Below are 15,510 nucleotides of genomic sequence, written 5' to 3' on the forward strand. Positions count from 1 at the left end.
AAATGGCAGCAACCAAAAAGGCGAAAGCCGCGGTGAGGGGTCACCAACGGCTTTCAGGTGGAATTAACTGGATCAATTCACAGGAGTAATTATGGCAAACACTGCCGAAGTAATCAATTTTCCTGTGCCTGACGTGGCACCTAAGGAGCCGCGCGTGGCAGATCTCGATGATGGCTATACGCGCCTGGCAAATGAACTTCTGGATGCCGTGATGTGTTCTGGTTTGCCGGAGACTGAGCTGTGCATCCTGATGGCCGTATGGCGCAAAACGTATGGATACAACAAGAAAATGGACTGGATCAGCAACGAGCAGCTAGAGGAGATGATTCAGAAGCATCATACCCATTGCTCGACAGCAAAAAACAGTCTGATCAGGAAGAAGGTTCTGATTCAGGAAGGCCGCAGGGTTGGTATGAATATCCATATTTCCGAATGGCAAACTAAAAATAACGGATTCTGCAAAACATTAGCCAAACCTGCTAAGAAAACCTTAGCGGAAGTTGCTAACGCACCTAAGCAGAAGTTGCTAACCACAAAAGACAAACTAACAAAAGACAATATTAAAAGATCTACGTCCGAGAATTCTGACGAATCCTCTGACAATCCAGGAAAGAAACCTCATGTTCTAAAACCAGAAGCGGCGATTCAGAGAGGCAACAAGTGGGGAACTGCTGAAGACCTAACTGCTGCCGAGTGGATGTTTGACCTGATAAAAACCATTTCTCCATCAGCCAGAAAACCTAACCTGGCAGGATGGGCTAACGATATACGCCTGATGCGTGAATGTGACGGACGAACACATCGCGACATGTGCGTGCTGTTTCGCTGGGCGTGCCATGACAGCTTCTGGGCTGGCAATGTCATTAGTCCGGCAAAGCTCCGCGAAAAGTGGACTCAACTCGATATCAACCGCAACAAGCAACAGACTGGCACAACTGCCTCTAAGCCAAAACTTGACCTAAATAACACTGACTGGATTTACGGAGTGGAGCTATGAAAAACATTGCTGCGCAGATGGTTAATTTTGACCGTGAGCAGATGCGCCGTATTGCCAACAACATGCCGGAACAGCATGACGATAAGCTGCAAGTTGAGCAGGTTGCTAAGGTCATCAATAACGTGTTTAGTCATCTTATGGCCGCGTTCCCTGCTACCACGGCTAATCGCAGCCAGGCCGAGATGAACGAAATCCGGCGCCAGTGGGTTCTGGCTTTCCGTGAGAACGGCATCACCACCATGGAGCAAGTTGCGGCCGGAATGCGTGTCGCCCGCCGTCAGGAACGTCCGTTTCTGCCATCGCCGGGACAGTTTGTAGCGTGGTGCCGTGAGGGGAGTGGAGCACTCGGGGTCAGTGTTGACGACATCATGGGCGAATACTGGCGCTGGAGAAAGCTGGTTTTCCGTTATCCGACAGGTGAGCAGTTCCCATGGAGAGATAAAAATCCGCTGTATTACCACGTCTGCCTGGAGCTGCGCCGCCGTGGAACTGAGGGGCAATTAAGTGAAATGGAACTTATCCGGGCCGCTGGCGACATCCTGCATGACTGGGAAAAGCGAGCTCTTGCAGGTAAACCCATACCGCCTATTCGTCGCGCTTTAGCCGCGCCGTCGCGGGATCGCGGTCTAACGCCAGCCGAGATGCTAATGGCTAAATACAAACAACGCAAAGACGCCGGTCTGATTTAACAGGAGCAACCAATTGAGCATTCTCACCATTCTAGATGTCGGTCTTGCCTTAATGGGGTGGCTGTTCATCATGTTCAGAGCGGGTCAGTGGTTTATCTCCGTTGCGCTAAAGCAATGGGATAAGCGCAGAAAGCAATCTCGTCGGCAAAAAGCAGTAAACGAATTTTACGATGCGTTTGACCTGTCCAGTATCGAACCTGGTACAACGGTTCGCCTAACGACTAAAGGCGATCTGACAATCATGATGTTTCGCCGGGAGGCCGCCCAATGAGCAACATCGACAAACAGGCGCGGGAGCAACTGGAAGCCGCAGAACGCAGCATGGCAGAACAAAGCGCGATTGTAGCTGCTGCTGAAAAACTGGTCCGTTGCAAAGGTCGTTATCACAGCGAACTGAACTACCGGGCGCTTGCAAAACTGTTTGGTGTCATTACGCCGGATTTACCACCACTTGAGCATGAAAACGTTCAATGCGCAGACGCTGCTGAAGGGTTTCGTATCGCGCTGGCATCGTTGGAATCCATGACACCAGAAAAGCGGGCGAAACATGACGCCAGTATAGAAGCATTCAAAGAGATGTTGCCGCAACCAGCACCGGTAGACAAAGAATTTATCCCTAAAAACCTGGACAAGGCGTTGGGTGTTGTTGGTGTTGCGTTACCTGAATCAAAGGAAGAGTTTAATTTCCAGATAGAGCGCTGGATACAGCGTCTCATTGATCGGGTTATTCGTTATGCCGATGAATTCAAAGAGCAGCCAGCGCCGGTAGTGCCGGATGAGTGCCCGGCTGAGTTATTGGCGTTCTGTGAGCAGGTGATTGATAGCCGTATCACCGCAAACGCAAAAGCTGATGAGCTATGGAACGACTGCCGCGATGCCATGCTTAATGGCGATACTTTTCGGGGAAACTCAATTTCGTCAACCAATAATTTTCGGGGAATCGCGGAAACGTCAACCAACTCTCAGGTAATTCCGGATGGCTGGATAAGCTGTAGTGAGCGGATGCCTGAGCAAGGTGCTTACATTTCAGCGGTGTCAAGGCATGGTGAATACGTAGCCGGGCAAGTTATTGACGACTGGCTAGATCTGCATGATGGAACATCATTCGGACTTGATGAGGTGTATCTATGGATGATGTTGCCTCCACTGCCAGCAGCACCACAAAAGGAGGTTAAGTGATAGGCGTCAAGAGCAAGAGGGAGAGGTTAGCATAAACATTAATCAAGGCTCTTATGGGCTTTTTATTCTATTATAAACGGACTTTTTTTGAGGGTGATACCATGAAGCCGAAGAAGCTAAATGCTGAGCAGCAATATCAAACAGACCTTGAATTGGTCAAGAAGAAGCCCGCAAATCGTACCGAGGCAAAAGCTCATTTGGCAGCGCAGTTACGGATTAGCAAGTACAAGGCGCAGAACTCTTCCAAAATTCGCGTTGGCAGTTTCAGGGGAAGAAAGAAGGTGCATTTCAGTAAGGCCGAAGAAGATGCCAGGGCGGCACTAAATAAAGCAAATGCCATTAGATTTTCTGAAGGGGAGGTTGAATCCGTTGATACAGATCGAATCTCTGAGAGTAATAAACGCTGGCGTGGGAGAACTGCTGACTAATGTCTGACTGGAATATTGCAGCACAATCAAAAGACAAGCAGGACAACGAGGCGCTCAGTTTTACCTACGAATACGCGTTTGCCCCGGAAAACCGCTACAAATACTAACCCGTTGCGGCGGGTTGGCGGGAGGGTAGATTATAATTAAAGCCCACCCAGATGGGCTTTTTAGCAAGGTTTATCCGAGAGCGCCGTAAAACCCCGTTCTTTTAGGTCGGGGATATAAGGCGTGCGTGCCCTTGATCTTCTAACTAACCAAGAATTCCCTTCTTTTAGGGAGGGGAGTGTCAATCAGGAATGTGTATTATAAATCCACTTATGTCCCAGGTATCCATCGGGACGTGATACCCTAATTCTTTCAAGCGATTAAATGTTGGCTGGAAAACGGATAGATAATCATCTTCGTTTAGACCCTCAAGATCTAAATCGTCGAGCTCGACACTGAAACTAGAGTGTCCTAGCTTTATTTTTTTACTTATCTCGGCGAATGTTCTCTTAAAAATGATTCTGGAAACTTCTTCTTTTGCTTTTTGTATGATAGCGACGGCCTCTTTGGCTGAAATCTGTTTATCAGCAGGGATTTCTCCTACAAAACTACCTTCTAATCTTTGAACAATCTCTGCGTTCATTGATCGGCCATTTCCCTTAGCGGCAACTTCAATTTTCTCTTTTAATTCAATTGGAAGTCTAATACGCAACTGCGGATCTTCTCTGCTCATTTTTCACGAACACCTTAGAAAGTTCACAATATGTAAATTATGCCCCACCGTGGGGTTGACAGCAATGACGCACGGTGTGACAATCAAATTGCCCCACCGTGAGGCAATTTAAGGGGGTGGAGATGGAAAAAGCAAAAGACATGTATCAACGCAAGGTTCGTTTTCCAGAGGATGTAAGGAAGGCGATTGAAAGAAATGGGGAAGAAGAGTGTCGGCAGTTCAACACGGAACTTATTTATCAATTGAGGAAAGTGTACGGACTGGTTAGAGAGAAGAATGCTAGGACATAAAAATGGCGAAGCCCAGCAGTGCGCTAACACTAACCGGGCCTCTATCGAAGATAACCGCAAAGGAAATATCGACATGCCTAATTTAGCAATAAAACCTACTGAATGCACTATCAACGTCCCGTTTTACGGTTCTGAGCTTTATGTGGTTAACCATAACGACGAGCCGTACACCCCAATGAAACCGATCGTTGAGGGTATGGGCATGGATTGGAAAAGCCAATTCATCAAATTAAAACAGAGATTTAAAACCTGCGTGGTGGATATCACCATTCAGCTACCCGGGGATAACCAACGGCGTAGTGTTATCTGCCTCGCCTTGCGTAAGTTGTCCGCATGGCTAAACACAATCAGCCCAAACAAGGTTCGTCCAGAAATCTGCGAGCGCGTTATTCGTTATCAGGAAGAGTGTGACGATGTGCTCTATGAATACTGGACTAAGAGGCAGGTAATTAACCCGCGCAAATCGGAAACGAACGTTGACGATCGTACTCCATTGCGCGGCCTGGTAAACCGCATCATGGGTAAAACCGGTATTCACTATCAGACCCTTTACAAAATGATCCACCGAGAGTTTGGCGTGAATCATATTGATGAATTGACAGGGAAACTGATTGCTGAGGCGATGGAATACCTTGCGGGGAAAGTTCTGGAAGGTGAGTTATTACCAAAAGACCAAGGCAGATCCACGCTTTCATCCGCAATCCCCAAACATGGGCCTGGTAGGGTACTGCTTAACCTGAATGAAAACGGTCAGGTTAAGGACACTTATCCGTTAACTGAGGATCAGGTAGTCATGTCATTTGATGCATTTGTCAGCTATTTCAGGAAAAAGGGATGGGTAGTGGCCCCAAGGGATGAGGTAGCAAAAGGAATAATGGGGGCAATACAGGTTTTATCGTAGCAAAAAAGAAAAACCGCCAGTTGCTGCTGGCGGCCTATGTCACAAACCCTATCATCACATAAGGAATGTCGAATGACTTGTAAGAATGTAGCAAAGCTCGGATCTGTTGTCACGGATAAAACCATTGATAGCCAGTACCTGCTTGAGATGGTAAATCACGCTCGTAAACAGTGCGGTGAAAAAGAAGTCCGCAACAACGACTTTATTGGACGTATTAAGGATGAGCTTGAAGGTGAGCACTACGAAATTTTCGTAGTTCAAAAAGCAAACAAAACAACCTCTGAAAAAATTGTTATGTCAATTAAGCAAGCCCTTCGAGTGGCCGCTCGTGAATCAAAAGCGGTGCGTCGCTCCCTGGTCGATAAACTGGAAGACATGCAATCCATCCAGATTCCTGCGCAAAGTAATTCCGGTCTTTCTGAATACCGTCTTGCAAAGGCCGAACAGTTGAAAGCGCTGGCGCTGGAGAAAAATATCGTATCCGCTCGTAAGTTGATGGTGATGCTGCCCCGTCTTGACCCTATGTCCCACCAGACGCTGGCGGCTTCGCTGATTAATCCGATTATCGGTTATGACGCGATCCCCTTACCAGTGATTGAAGAGCATTACTACACCGCAGCGGAAGTGGGTGAGAAAATCGGTGTCAGCGCCAATAAAATCGGTCGCATCGCTAACGCAAACAACCTTAAAACTGAGCAGTACGGCAAGTTCTTCCTGGATAAATCCGCGTACTCCAGTAAGCAGGTCGAGGCGTTCCGCTACAACACAGAAGGGATCGAGGCGCTCCGCCATTTGATTCAAGGTGTTGATGTGGCATAAGAATCACAACTCAGAAAGTCTAACCCGCCCATTGCTGGGAATTCCTCGGCAATGGGCGGGTTTTCCGCTTAAAATCTGATATGAAACAACATGCTAGCTTTTGCAAAAAGTGCTATTCACCTCTTGAATATTCTTTCTAACATGTATACTGTGTTTATATACAGTAGTTAAATGTAGAGGGAATTATGAGAATTGAGCTTGTTATCAGCCGGACAAAACAGCTTCCGGAAGGTGCCGTTCCTGCACTTGAAAAAGAATTAATTACCCGTCTCCAGAATCAGTATGAAAACTGCAACTTAACCATCCGTCGAGGCAGTCAGGATGGTCTGAGTATCATCGGCGCCGCTGATGGCGATAAAAAACGTATACAGAGCATTCTGCAGGAAACGTGGGAAAGCGCTGACGACTGGTTTTATTAACATTGCGCTTAATGCTGGCGCGCATTTTTCAGAATACCGCAATTTGCGTATCCCTTTGATGCTGCTGCCGACAATTTTTAACCGCGTCTGTACATCGCCTGAAGGGAGAACAAAAATTGAGTAATTCAGCTTTGCAAAAGTCAGAAGATAGCTGGTATGACATTGTAAGAAGATCTGATGGCTGCGTGGTGTTTAGCTTTCCATCATCAGGCAGGCATCTTATCTATCGTGTAAATGGCATGGTATCTATGCGTCCTTTGCTGGATGATGAAGAAGTTTTTACTCCCAACGGTTTTGTGCATTTTATTCGCCGTCTCGGCTACCGGGTAACACCACCTTCTGATAATATGAAATCAACGGCCTGAACAACCGTTAACCTTCTGCGCCACGGAGAACACCATGGCGCACGAATTACAACTCATCAAGCAGTCATCTGGAATTCTGATCCCCGCAACGCCGGAGACCAGTGATATTCTGCAATCAAAAATCAAACTCGGCGCCGTGCTGGTGGCTGAGTTCCGTCAGGTGAGGAATCCTGCATTCCATCGCCGCTTTTTCGCGTTGCTTAATCTTGGGTTTGAATACTGGGAACCCACCGGCGGCGCCATTTCTGCCAATGAGCGCAAACTGGTAAACGGTTATGCAAAGTTTCTCGCTGCATATGGCGGGAATGAAAGCGCATTACTGGATGCGGCTGAACAGTATCTGGAACAGATTGCAAACCGCCGGGTAACAAACGGGATTAGCCTGTGTAAATCATTCGATGCCTACCGCGCATGGGTGACGGTTGAGGCTGGTCACTATGACGCCATCCAGTTACCGGACGGCACCCTTCGCAAACATCCCCGCAGCATCGCTTTTTCCAGTATGGATGAGGTCGAATTTCAGCAGGTGTATAAATCTGCGCTTGATGTTCTCTGGCGCTGGATTTTATCACGTACATTCCGTACTCAGCGCGAGGCCGAGAACGCTGCCGCCCAGCTCATGAGCTTTGCGGGGTGATGGCGATGAAATACTCCTGGTTCCATCATCACGACTGCACAACCGAGCAGGCCGACACGCTGATATCGGATTATCAGAAGCGGGGCGTAAGGACAGAAAAGAGCCTGAACCCTGACTTCATTACCTGGACTGTCAGCGCGAAATTACCTGAATATGCACACCGGGAGCGGACGCCAAAATCCTTACGCCAAAAGGTCTGGGGGTGAACATGGCTATTTATCGCAGTAAAAAGTGGCTTGCTGGTGGTGCCAGTTTGACTGCTCCCCGGCCTGAAGGCCGGGGTTTCCCGGAGGTATTCTGATGAAGCCTGAAGTTATTGAGTCCCTTCGGTGGCGTACCGAATCCTTCACAATTACATCCGTATTCAGCAAAATGTAGGGGAAAATAAGTGAAAAATTTATCCTGGATACGCCAGCAACTGATCACGGCGACGGCAGATCTAAGCGGTGCAACAAAAGGGCAGCTTATGGCCTGGCTGGAGAACGCACAATTTGACACGAAAACCTATCCCCGAAAAAAACAGCGCATCCGTGATGAAGTGACCGGGAAAATAATAACGCTGAATAACCCTCCGATTCCGGGTAAGCAATCACTGGCGAAAGGAAGCGCAATTCCGCTTGTGCAGCCGGTAGAATACGCCACTTCCTCATGGCGTCGGGCGCTTTTGTCACTTGATGAACACTACAAGGCCTGGCTGCTGTGGAACTACAGTGCAAACACTTGCTGGGAGCATCAGGTTGATATAACCCGCTGGGGCTGGAGTGCGTTTGCGGCGCAACTCGACGGAAAGAAGATGGCCGGTAAAACACAGGAACGACTCCGGGCGTTAATCTGGCTGGCGGCACAGGATGTCAAATCTGAATTAGCCGGGCGTGAGGTTTATCAATATAAAGAGTTAGCGGGACTGGTAGGCGTTAGCGAAAAGAACTGGTCAGAAACCTTCACCAGACACTGGCTGACCATGCGTGCGGTATTTCTGCGTCTTGATCAGGCGTCTCTTTTGAGTGTATCGAAGACGCGATCGGAGCAGGTCGCATTCAATCAATACGCACTTAATTGACACAAACAGGCATCCGGGGCTATATTCCCGGAACGCCAGCAAAATCTGGCGTCGGGATTGGCGTCCCGGATGTTAAGAGGCGACACCAGACGCGCCAGCGTCTTTTTTATTGTCGTTTGCACAGTCACATCTTCGCATTATGGTGGGCTGTGTGGGGGCGGAGAAATCCGCGCCGGTTCCTCTTACCCGGTTACGCCAACCCTGCACAGTTCACCACCCATCGATTGGCGTCGTTGGTGGTGATTATCTCAGTTAAGAGGGAATTACCATGACAACTCAAATTTCTGCCGAAACTCTTGCTCCGATTACCCATCACCAAATCCCCGTCATTACCACTGAGCTGTTGGCGCAACTTTATGGAACTGAAACAAACAATATCAAAGTAAATTTCAGTCGAAATTCAGATCGTTTTGTATGCGGGAAACATTACTTCAAGATTGAAGGAGATGAACTTCGCGCTATGAAGCACGAGGTTACTCAAAGTAACTCTGTGAAAATTGCCCGTAATGTTCGATCCCTCATTCTCTGGACAGAACGCGGCGCAGCCCGCCACGCGAAGATGCTCGAAACCGATCAGGCTTGGGAGGTATTCGAGAAACTGGAGGATTACTATTTCAGCCGGAAGCAACCTGTTCCAGCACGTCAGTCCCATCCCGCGATTCCATTTCCAAAAGAACGGCGTTTCATTGTAACAGTGTTCCCTGACGGAACTGCTGATACCCAACCTTTGCCTGACGACGTATTTGTCGGCAAAATATCGAGCATATTAAGTGATCTTCGCCAGATGGGGTGGATAGTGATTAAGCGTGACCGGCTGGTTGAAACGCTCGCGACATGGTGACTGCAAAACTGGATTAAAACGGCTATATTTCGTGTAAATCTGATATTGTTGTTATAGTTTCAATCGTCGACCAAACAAATTCAAGCCTCGCCAACGTGCGGGGCTTTTGCGTTTTAGGGGGCTCTCATTCGCGGGCCTTTTCTATTCAACAGGCTTTGAATTGTGGCTTCTTGTGCACGTCGCCACAAGAGCCTGAATCGTATTGCCGCCAGTTGCGCATAACGTTCTGGAATCATACTCACGTGACCAGTGGCATAACCAATTTTCCAGGTCATCCACTGAGTAATCTTTACGGGCCAAACCCTCTGCGATGGTTACGACCTCATCACTCGGTGCTGTAAGCTCATATCCGTTCAGCAACAGGAATACGTAACCTGCCATCATAGCGGTGCGTTTGTTTGCGTTTGCGAATGGATGATTCTGGATCAGGCTTTCAATTAGAACAGCAGACAGACGAAACATATCGTCTGTCTGCTCATAATATCGAATGGTACTTGGCCGGGACTGGGAAGAACTGAGGTTGTTCGGATTCAGTACGCCTATCGGTTCATTGGGCGTCTGAATCTCAATCAGAGACCTGTTGATGTAAACGATATCTTCAATGGAAAGATAATTGACTCCTTCAACATACTCTATCGTCATCCGTTTTTACTCAGACCTTTGAAAGTTCTTCCATCGCCTTCTCGTAACGAGCAAACCCAAACTCAAAGGCGTTTTTAACTTGAGCAGTATGTGAACATGCTTTGCTGATCGCTGCACGAGGTTTCGCCACCGTGGATTTGTCACGAGGCGGAATGTACAAGCGATCTGCCTTTTTTAATGCGTGACCCATGATTATCACCCTCATGCACGTTTGGCAGTGCTTTCTCAAATTGTAAATTTTAGGATGTAAACACATCCAAAGAATTTATGACTACTTTAAGTGGTTGAGGACAATTTAATACCATTCGTCATATTTGAGCAATGGGCCTATGTCTGAAGATAGAAGCAAGTTCGACGAAAATTGCATTGGACACTTTGCAAGTTAACGACATTTTCGCAGAACTACCCCTCATGTAATAGTAAACTATTGTCACGTTCTCAGGAGATAGTCTGAGCCTATGACTCGACTAGAGTGAACACAATGCCGATAAATAGCACTTTTTGCACAAAAATCATGTCCTGGTTGGAATGCACAACGCCCAACATTGCTGTGGTATTACGCCCCCAGTGACTGCTCCCCGCCCTTCAGGGCGGGGAGCAGTCACGGAACATTGTTACAACGAAACGCCGTTCTTTTGGAAATGGAATCGCGGGATGGGACTGACGTGCTGGAACAGGTTGTTTCTGGGTGAAATAGTAATCCTCCAGTTTCTCGAATACCTCCCATGCCTGACGACGTATTTGTCGGCAAAATATCGAGCATATTAAGTGATCTTCGCCAGATGGGGTGGATAGTGATTAAGCGTGACCGGCTGGTTGAAATGCTCGCGACATGGTGATTGCAAAACTGGATTAAAACGGCTATATTTCGAGTAAATCTGATATCGTCGCCATAGCTTCAATCGTCGACCAAACAAATTCAAGCCTCGCCATCGTGCGGGGCTTTTCTGTTTGTGCCGTCCGGAATAATCCCACTGAGTTTTGTCGTTAATCCACCGGGTGGCCTTCCTGCTTCACACTGAGCCATTCGAGCTATCGAAAGAGAGGTTTTGACTGCTCCACGACCTTCAGGGCGGGAAGCAGTCGATTCTTTTTCTTAATTTAAATGAGAGGTTGAATATCATGAAGAAGATTTTTTTTGCTTTTGCATTGGTAATGATGGCTGGTGCGAGTAATGTCTATGCAACGGTTAATAACTGGTATCTGAAAGACACTACGAAATATGAGAATGTTAAAATTACGAATGTTTTTTATGCTCCTTATTTACACTCGCCAAGGATTTGTGCATATTTCACTGCATCATCAGGTGGTTCAAATGTTACTGGGTGCGCGGTGGCTGATAATGGCTATTATCAGAAGAATGCAGGACAGACATCACCTTTCATGGAAATTTTTGATACTGTAAAATATTTTTATACAACAGGTGAGAAAATATCTGTTTATATAAGAATAAATGCATTTTCGCACTTTGATTCAAGCGTGTCACAAAATGAAATCGTGGCTATCGGGACCTGTAATCAGTGGTGTTTTGGAGAGATAATTAAATAATTTTTATAATATACCATAAGGAAATATGATGACAGGTTATTCTCGTTTCTTAAGGCTGGGGGTATACCTTATGTTTGCGTATAGCCCTTTTTCATCTGCTGTCGATTTTGTTTATCGTGTGGACTCGAGACCTCCGGATGTTATTTTTCGGGATGGCTTTAGTTCTCACGGTAATAACAGAAATCTTCAGCAACATATCAGAGGTGACTCCTGTGCCGCCGGTAGTCGGGACAGTAACTATATTGCGACCACCTCAGATATTAATGAGACTTATAATATAGCCCGAGTATATTATTCTAGGGCAACATTTAGTGGCAGATTGTACAGATACAGAATCCGTGCAGACAATAGTTTCTATAGCCTTCCGCCGTCTGTCGCTTATATTGAGTCACGTGGTGTCCAGTTTAATCATTTTGAGCGAGTGATGATGCGGTTGCAAAGTGAGTATGTAGCCGTAAATTCTATCCCAATTGAAAATATCCAGGAAGCAGTTGAGCTTGTTTACGACAGAAATACAAGCCAGGTAAGAGACGGGCCTGGAACATCAAATTCCCGTTATTTACGAGTGAGTACACAATCAAATCCAGGGGTAATACCCAACTTACCAGTACCACAGGTCAGTACCCGGGAAAGGATTAGTGCATTTGGTACTTTAATCAGTGCTTGTTTTTCAATGAGAGGAGTGCGCAGGGATGATACACGTATTAATTCTAATTACTATGAAATGGAGTTTTACGACGCGCGGGGAGTTTTAACGGAATTATTGAAGTGACTGCTCCCCGCCCTGAAGGCCGAGGTTTCCCGGAGGCATTCTGATGAATAGAGAATTTGACAAGTGACTTTCAGGAAAATGTCTCGCACTAGCGGGGCATTTTTACCCGGCTTTTCGCGGAAAGCCCCTTCCTTTTAGGTAGGGGATATAAGGCGCTCTCGGATAAATCAGCCCGTGAAGCCTGATCCTATTTCCCCTCAATTCTGAGAGGACTCACAGCAATTAAGAGGGGGATGAATGTCCGAACCTGTATCCAGTGCGACAGTGTTGGCTGGTGGAGTAATGGGGGCCAGTGTATTCGGCCTGGCAACCGGAACCGATTATGGTGTGGTATTCGGCGCTTTTGCCGGCGCGGTATTTTATGTCGCCACGGCAACCAACATTGGACGCATCAGGCTGGTCGCTTATTTTATTACATCATTTATTGTGGGAGTGCTTGGCGCCGGGCTGATAGGTACTAAGCTTGCGGCAATAACGCATTATGAAAAACCACTGGATGCTCTTGGCGCAGTGATTATTTCTGCAATGTGTATAAAGTTTCTCACTTTTCTTAACAGTCAGGATCTGAACAGCCTGTTCAGTATTCTTTCTCGTATCAGGGGAGGGGGATCAAATGGTAGCAAATGACCCTTCTGCAGTTCTGAATGCCGTAATTTGTGGGGTAATAGTAATCGTTCTGATGTTTTACCGACGCGGTGATGCGGCACACCGCCCCCTGATTTCGTTACTGGCCTATGTCATGGTGCTGGTATATGCCAGCGTCCCTTTCCGGTTTGTTTTTGGTTTATATGAATCATCCCACTGGCTGGTGGTGATGGTGAATATCCTTATCTGCGCCGCTGTGCTGTGGGCTCGCGGTAATGTGGCGCGTCTGGTCGATGCACTGAGGCACTGATGGATCAACAACAATTTCAGCAGGCGGCTGGTATCAGCGCCGGGCTTTCTGCGCGCTGGTTTTCGCACATTGATGCGGCAATGAGCGAATTCGGTATTACTGCGCCACTGGATCAGGCCATGTTTATTGCACAAACAGGACATGAATCAGCAGGATTTACTGTTCTGAAGGAAAGCTTCAATTATTCGGTGGAGGCGCTGAAAAAGACGTTTGGTAAACGCCTTACGCCTTATCAGTGCGAAATGCTGGGGCGTATTGATGGTCGCCAGGTTGCCCACCAGCCACAAATAGCCAATCTGGTTTACGGTGGTCGCATGGGGAACAAAGACACCGGAGATGGCTGGAAGTATCGCGGGCGTGGGCTTATCCAGATTACCGGGCTGGAGAATTACACCAGATGTGGCGTTGCCCTGAAACTGGATCTGGTGGCGAATCCGGGACAGCTTGAGCTGGATCGTCATGCCGCCCGTTCCGCAGCGTGGTTTTTTGTGACTAGAGGGTGTCTGAAATACTCCGGCGACCTGGTACGCGTTACGCAGATCATTAACGGAGGGCAGAACGGCATCGGTGACAGGCGAGAGCGCTTTGAAAAAGCAAAATCGGTGCTGGTATGAATCTGTTACCTGTATTGCTTAAAAAATTCTGGAAGCCATTAGCAGAAATACTGCTGGTGGCTTTTTTGTTATGTGCTGGTGCGTACTGGTGTTATTCACGAGGTTATCAGAAGGCGGATACATCCTGGAAATACCAGTGGGCGCAACGAGACCTTACCGATGCGACCGCTGCATTGCAGCGTGAAGTAACCGAACGAGCGAAAGAACAGCGTCGCCAGCACGCCGCAGATGAAGAACGGAAAAGAGCCGATGAAGAACTGGCAAAAATACAGGCCAACGCTGATGCTGCTGAGCGTGCTCGCGGTGGGCTGCAACAGCAGCTCGCAGCAGTACAACGGCAACTTGCAGGAAGTGAAACCGGCAGGCTTTCCGCTCTTGCCGCAGCAAGCCAGGCAAAAGCCGAGACCGGAATACTGCTCGCCCAGTTGCTTGGCGAAGCTGACGATCTGGCGGGAAAGTTCGCAAAAGAGGCTGATGAGCGTTATGTCGCCGGAAGCACATGCGAACGTACCTGGGACAAAGTGACCGGGCAGAAGTGAAACCTGGTGACTGCTCCCCGGCTTGAAGGCCGAGGTTTCCCGGAGGCATTCTGATGAATAGAGATTTTGACAAGTGACTTTCAGGAAAATGCCTCGCACTAGCGGGGCATTTTTACGTCTGCAGTAAACGCGCTTCACACGCGCGACTTATGAACACAGAACCTTTCAGGATGACCCTTGAGGATGCCGGTTTGGTAATCGGTGCCTTTCTGTGGGCCGGAATCCTGTGTGACAAGGTTCATCACTAAAAGGTAATCACTGATGAATTATCAAACAGTTATTGTCAATGGTGTGTCCGTTCGTGTTGATGAGGGGGGACGCTACAACTTAAACGATCTCCATGCAGCAGCAGTTGCAAATGGCGAGGCAACTGAATCTCAACGTCCCAGTAATTTTCTGAGGAGTGCACAGATTAAACGGTTCATTTCAGCACTAAAAGCCAAAGCTCAAAAAAGAGCTTTGAAAGAGATTCAACCACTTAAAGTAATAAAGGGTGGGGTTGATTCTGGTGTGTGGGGTGTTGAACTACTGGCAATCAGATATGCAGCATGGATTAAGCCGGAATTTGAAATCGAAGTTTATGAAGTTTTCAAAACGGTTGTCCGTCTCGGCGTTGGTGCTATGTCTCGCCTGAACAAAATTGACCACATCATCAACACGGAAACCAAAGCGATAAGCCAGTGCGCAAGTCAAATGGCTAAGTGGGGCGTTGGTGGGCGGAAAAGATTGCTTCACGTTGCTCGTGAGCGAGTAGTGAATGAAGTGCAAATGTATTTACCCGGCATGGTGTGATTACAGCCGGTTAATCCAGTTTGTGCATTACGACAGTACTGCTGGCCTGTCTGTCACTGTTAGCCAGCTGCGTGCCGAAGCAGAAAAACTTGCCACCCGCCTGGACGCCGCAAAGCACACCGCAAATCTTGCCGCTGCCGTCAGAAGCAAAACAGCCGACGCCACCGCCGGAATGCTTGCCGACATGCTCGGAGATATTGCAGCAGAAGCTAAACGATATGCTGCAATCGCTGACGAACGTTACACCGCCAGGATAACGTGCGAATGGATACATGGCTCTTTAAGAGAAGAAAAAAATATGTTGAGTCGGGGAAAGTCATATTGATTTTTGTTAACATTACTATTTTGGTAGGGTGGTAATTGAT

25 protein-coding genes and 1 pseudogene are annotated in these 15,510 nt (G+C 47.7%); 22 read left to right on the forward strand and 4 right to left on the reverse strand.

All coding sequences use genetic code 11. The features are described 5' to 3' along the window. Positions 1-91 precede the first annotated feature (91 nt). The 5 genes from SBG_RS04670 (at position 92) to SBG_RS04690 (ending at position 3,293) form a co-directional block, all read left to right on the forward strand. A complete protein-coding gene (locus SBG_RS04670) occupies positions 92-997 on the forward strand; it encodes a replication protein (RefSeq protein WP_000024047.1) in 906 nt (301 codons plus the stop codon). Next, complete coding sequence (locus SBG_RS04675) at positions 994-1,686, forward strand: replication protein P (protein ID WP_000788824.1); 693 nt, start codon at positions 994-996, stop codon at positions 1,684-1,686. Before SBG_RS04670 ends, SBG_RS04675 begins: the two co-directional genes overlap by 4 nt. A 13-nt stretch (positions 1,687-1,699) precedes the next feature. After that, positions 1,700-1,957, forward strand: a complete 258-nt coding sequence (locus SBG_RS04680; RefSeq protein ID WP_000025837.1) for a DUF4752 family protein — start codon at positions 1,700-1,702, stop codon at positions 1,955-1,957. After that, entirely contained in the window at positions 1,954-2,865 is a 912-nt protein-coding gene (locus SBG_RS22975) for a DUF551 domain-containing protein (RefSeq protein WP_000065099.1), read from the forward strand. Before SBG_RS04680 ends, SBG_RS22975 begins: the two co-directional genes overlap by 4 nt. A 101-nt stretch (positions 2,866-2,966) precedes the next feature. After that, positions 2,967-3,293 carry a hypothetical protein gene (locus SBG_RS04690; protein ID WP_024134978.1) on the forward strand — a complete coding sequence of 109 codons (327 nt, stop codon included), beginning with the start codon at positions 2,967-2,969 and terminating at the stop codon, positions 3,291-3,293. A 286-nt stretch (positions 3,294-3,579) separates the two neighbouring features. On the opposite strand, the gene SBG_RS04695 is transcribed toward SBG_RS04690, so the two are convergent. Continuing rightward, on the reverse strand, positions 3,580-4,011 hold the full coding sequence (locus tag SBG_RS04695; RefSeq protein WP_000085729.1) for an Arc family DNA-binding protein: 432 nt from the start codon (positions 4,009-4,011) through the stop codon (positions 3,580-3,582). Positions 4,012-4,133: 122 nt separating this feature from the next. Between SBG_RS04695 and SBG_RS21440 the strand changes: the two genes are divergently transcribed. From SBG_RS21440 to SBG_RS04735, 9 genes are all read left to right on the forward strand, one after another. Then, positions 4,134-4,301: a hypothetical protein gene (locus tag SBG_RS21440; RefSeq protein WP_000409416.1), complete on the forward strand. Its 168-nt coding sequence runs from the start codon at positions 4,134-4,136 to the stop codon at positions 4,299-4,301. 73 nt (positions 4,302-4,374) lie between these two features. After that, positions 4,375-5,202: a phage antirepressor N-terminal domain-containing protein gene (locus SBG_RS04700; protein WP_015702797.1), complete on the forward strand. Its 828-nt coding sequence runs from the start codon at positions 4,375-4,377 to the stop codon at positions 5,200-5,202. Between the two features lie 72 nt (positions 5,203-5,274). Next, positions 5,275-6,021, forward strand: a complete 747-nt coding sequence (locus tag SBG_RS04705) for a hypothetical protein (protein ID WP_000128278.1) — start codon at positions 5,275-5,277, stop codon at positions 6,019-6,021. A gap of 185 nt (positions 6,022-6,206) precedes the next feature. Then, complete coding sequence (locus SBG_RS04710) at positions 6,207-6,440, forward strand: DinI family protein (protein ID WP_001217667.1); 234 nt, start codon at positions 6,207-6,209, stop codon at positions 6,438-6,440. A gap of 116 nt (positions 6,441-6,556) precedes the next feature. Beyond that, on the forward strand, positions 6,557-6,805 hold the full coding sequence (locus SBG_RS04715) for a hypothetical protein (RefSeq protein WP_015702798.1): 249 nt from the start codon (positions 6,557-6,559) through the stop codon (positions 6,803-6,805). 34 nt (positions 6,806-6,839) lie between these two features. Then, positions 6,840-7,442, forward strand: coding sequence for a DUF1367 family protein (locus tag SBG_RS04720; RefSeq protein ID WP_000929795.1), 603 nt, complete (start codon positions 6,840-6,842; stop codon positions 7,440-7,442). Beyond that, on the forward strand, positions 7,442-7,648 hold the full coding sequence (locus SBG_RS23050; protein ID WP_001241018.1) for a hypothetical protein: 207 nt from the start codon (positions 7,442-7,444) through the stop codon (positions 7,646-7,648). Before SBG_RS04720 ends, SBG_RS23050 begins: the two co-directional genes overlap by 1 nt. 182 nt (positions 7,649-7,830) lie before the next feature. Beyond that, complete coding sequence (locus tag SBG_RS04730; protein WP_000793789.1) at positions 7,831-8,502, forward strand: bacteriophage antitermination protein Q; 672 nt, start codon at positions 7,831-7,833, stop codon at positions 8,500-8,502. Between the two features lie 268 nt (positions 8,503-8,770). Then, a complete protein-coding gene (locus SBG_RS04735; RefSeq protein ID WP_000211402.1) occupies positions 8,771-9,343 on the forward strand; it encodes an ORF6N domain-containing protein in 573 nt (190 codons plus the stop codon). 141 nt (positions 9,344-9,484) lie between these two features. On the opposite strand, the gene SBG_RS04740 is transcribed toward SBG_RS04735, so the two are convergent. From SBG_RS04740 to SBG_RS23055, 3 genes and pseudogenes are all read right to left on the reverse strand, one after another. Further along, positions 9,485-9,985, reverse strand: a complete 501-nt coding sequence (locus tag SBG_RS04740; protein WP_000151608.1) for a type II toxin-antitoxin system death-on-curing family toxin — start codon at positions 9,983-9,985, stop codon at positions 9,485-9,487. 10 nt (positions 9,986-9,995) lie between these two features. Then, positions 9,996-10,175 (reverse strand): hypothetical protein, encoded by a 180-nt coding sequence (locus SBG_RS04745; protein ID WP_000509712.1) that lies wholly within the window; start codon positions 10,173-10,175, stop codon positions 9,996-9,998. A gap of 455 nt (positions 10,176-10,630) precedes the next feature. Further along, positions 10,631-10,717 (reverse strand): annotated as a pseudogene (locus SBG_RS23055) (ORF6N domain-containing protein); the annotation flags it as partial. 390 nt (positions 10,718-11,107) lie between these two features. Between SBG_RS23055 and SBG_RS04750 the strand changes: the two are divergent. The 8 genes from SBG_RS04750 to SBG_RS04780 all read left to right on the forward strand — a co-directional run bounded on the left by SBG_RS04750 (position 11,108) and on the right by SBG_RS04780 (position 15,470). Beyond that, a complete protein-coding gene (locus tag SBG_RS04750; RefSeq protein WP_000717991.1) occupies positions 11,108-11,533 on the forward strand; it encodes a subtilase family AB5 toxin binding subunit in 426 nt (141 codons plus the stop codon). Positions 11,534-11,603: 70 nt separating this feature from the next. After that, positions 11,604-12,305, forward strand: coding sequence for a toxin ADP-ribosyltransferase subunit ArtA (gene artA / locus SBG_RS21445; protein WP_141024936.1), 702 nt, complete (start codon positions 11,604-11,606; stop codon positions 12,303-12,305). 237 nt (positions 12,306-12,542) lie between these two features. Continuing rightward, positions 12,543-12,932, forward strand: a complete 390-nt coding sequence (locus SBG_RS04755) for a phage holin family protein (RefSeq protein ID WP_001294877.1) — start codon at positions 12,543-12,545, stop codon at positions 12,930-12,932. Continuing rightward, the gene (locus tag SBG_RS04760) at positions 12,919-13,200 is read left to right on the forward strand and encodes a phage holin family protein (RefSeq protein WP_000226306.1); all 282 of its coding nucleotides are present in this window, start codon (positions 12,919-12,921) and stop codon (positions 13,198-13,200) included. Before SBG_RS04755 ends, SBG_RS04760 begins: the two co-directional genes overlap by 14 nt. Next, a complete protein-coding gene (locus SBG_RS04765) occupies positions 13,200-13,814 on the forward strand; it encodes a glycoside hydrolase family 19 protein (protein WP_000372743.1) in 615 nt (204 codons plus the stop codon). Before SBG_RS04760 ends, SBG_RS04765 begins: the two co-directional genes overlap by 1 nt. Next, entirely contained in the window at positions 13,811-14,353 is a 543-nt protein-coding gene (locus SBG_RS04770; protein ID WP_001050816.1) for a DUF2514 family protein, read from the forward strand. Before SBG_RS04765 ends, SBG_RS04770 begins: the two co-directional genes overlap by 4 nt. Positions 14,354-14,614: 261 nt before the next feature. Beyond that, entirely contained in the window at positions 14,615-15,145 is a 531-nt protein-coding gene (locus SBG_RS04775; RefSeq protein WP_001109263.1) for a KilA-N domain-containing protein, read from the forward strand. Beyond that, entirely contained in the window at positions 15,111-15,470 is a 360-nt protein-coding gene (locus SBG_RS04780; protein WP_086935865.1) for a DUF2514 family protein, read from the forward strand. The genes SBG_RS04775 and SBG_RS04780 overlap by 35 nt, the downstream gene beginning before the upstream one ends. The last annotated feature ends 40 nt before the right edge of the window (positions 15,471-15,510 follow it).

It is taken from the genome of Salmonella bongori NCTC 12419 (assembly GCF_000252995.1).
GTDB classification, from domain to species: Bacteria; Pseudomonadota; Gammaproteobacteria; order Enterobacterales; family Enterobacteriaceae; genus Salmonella; species Salmonella bongori.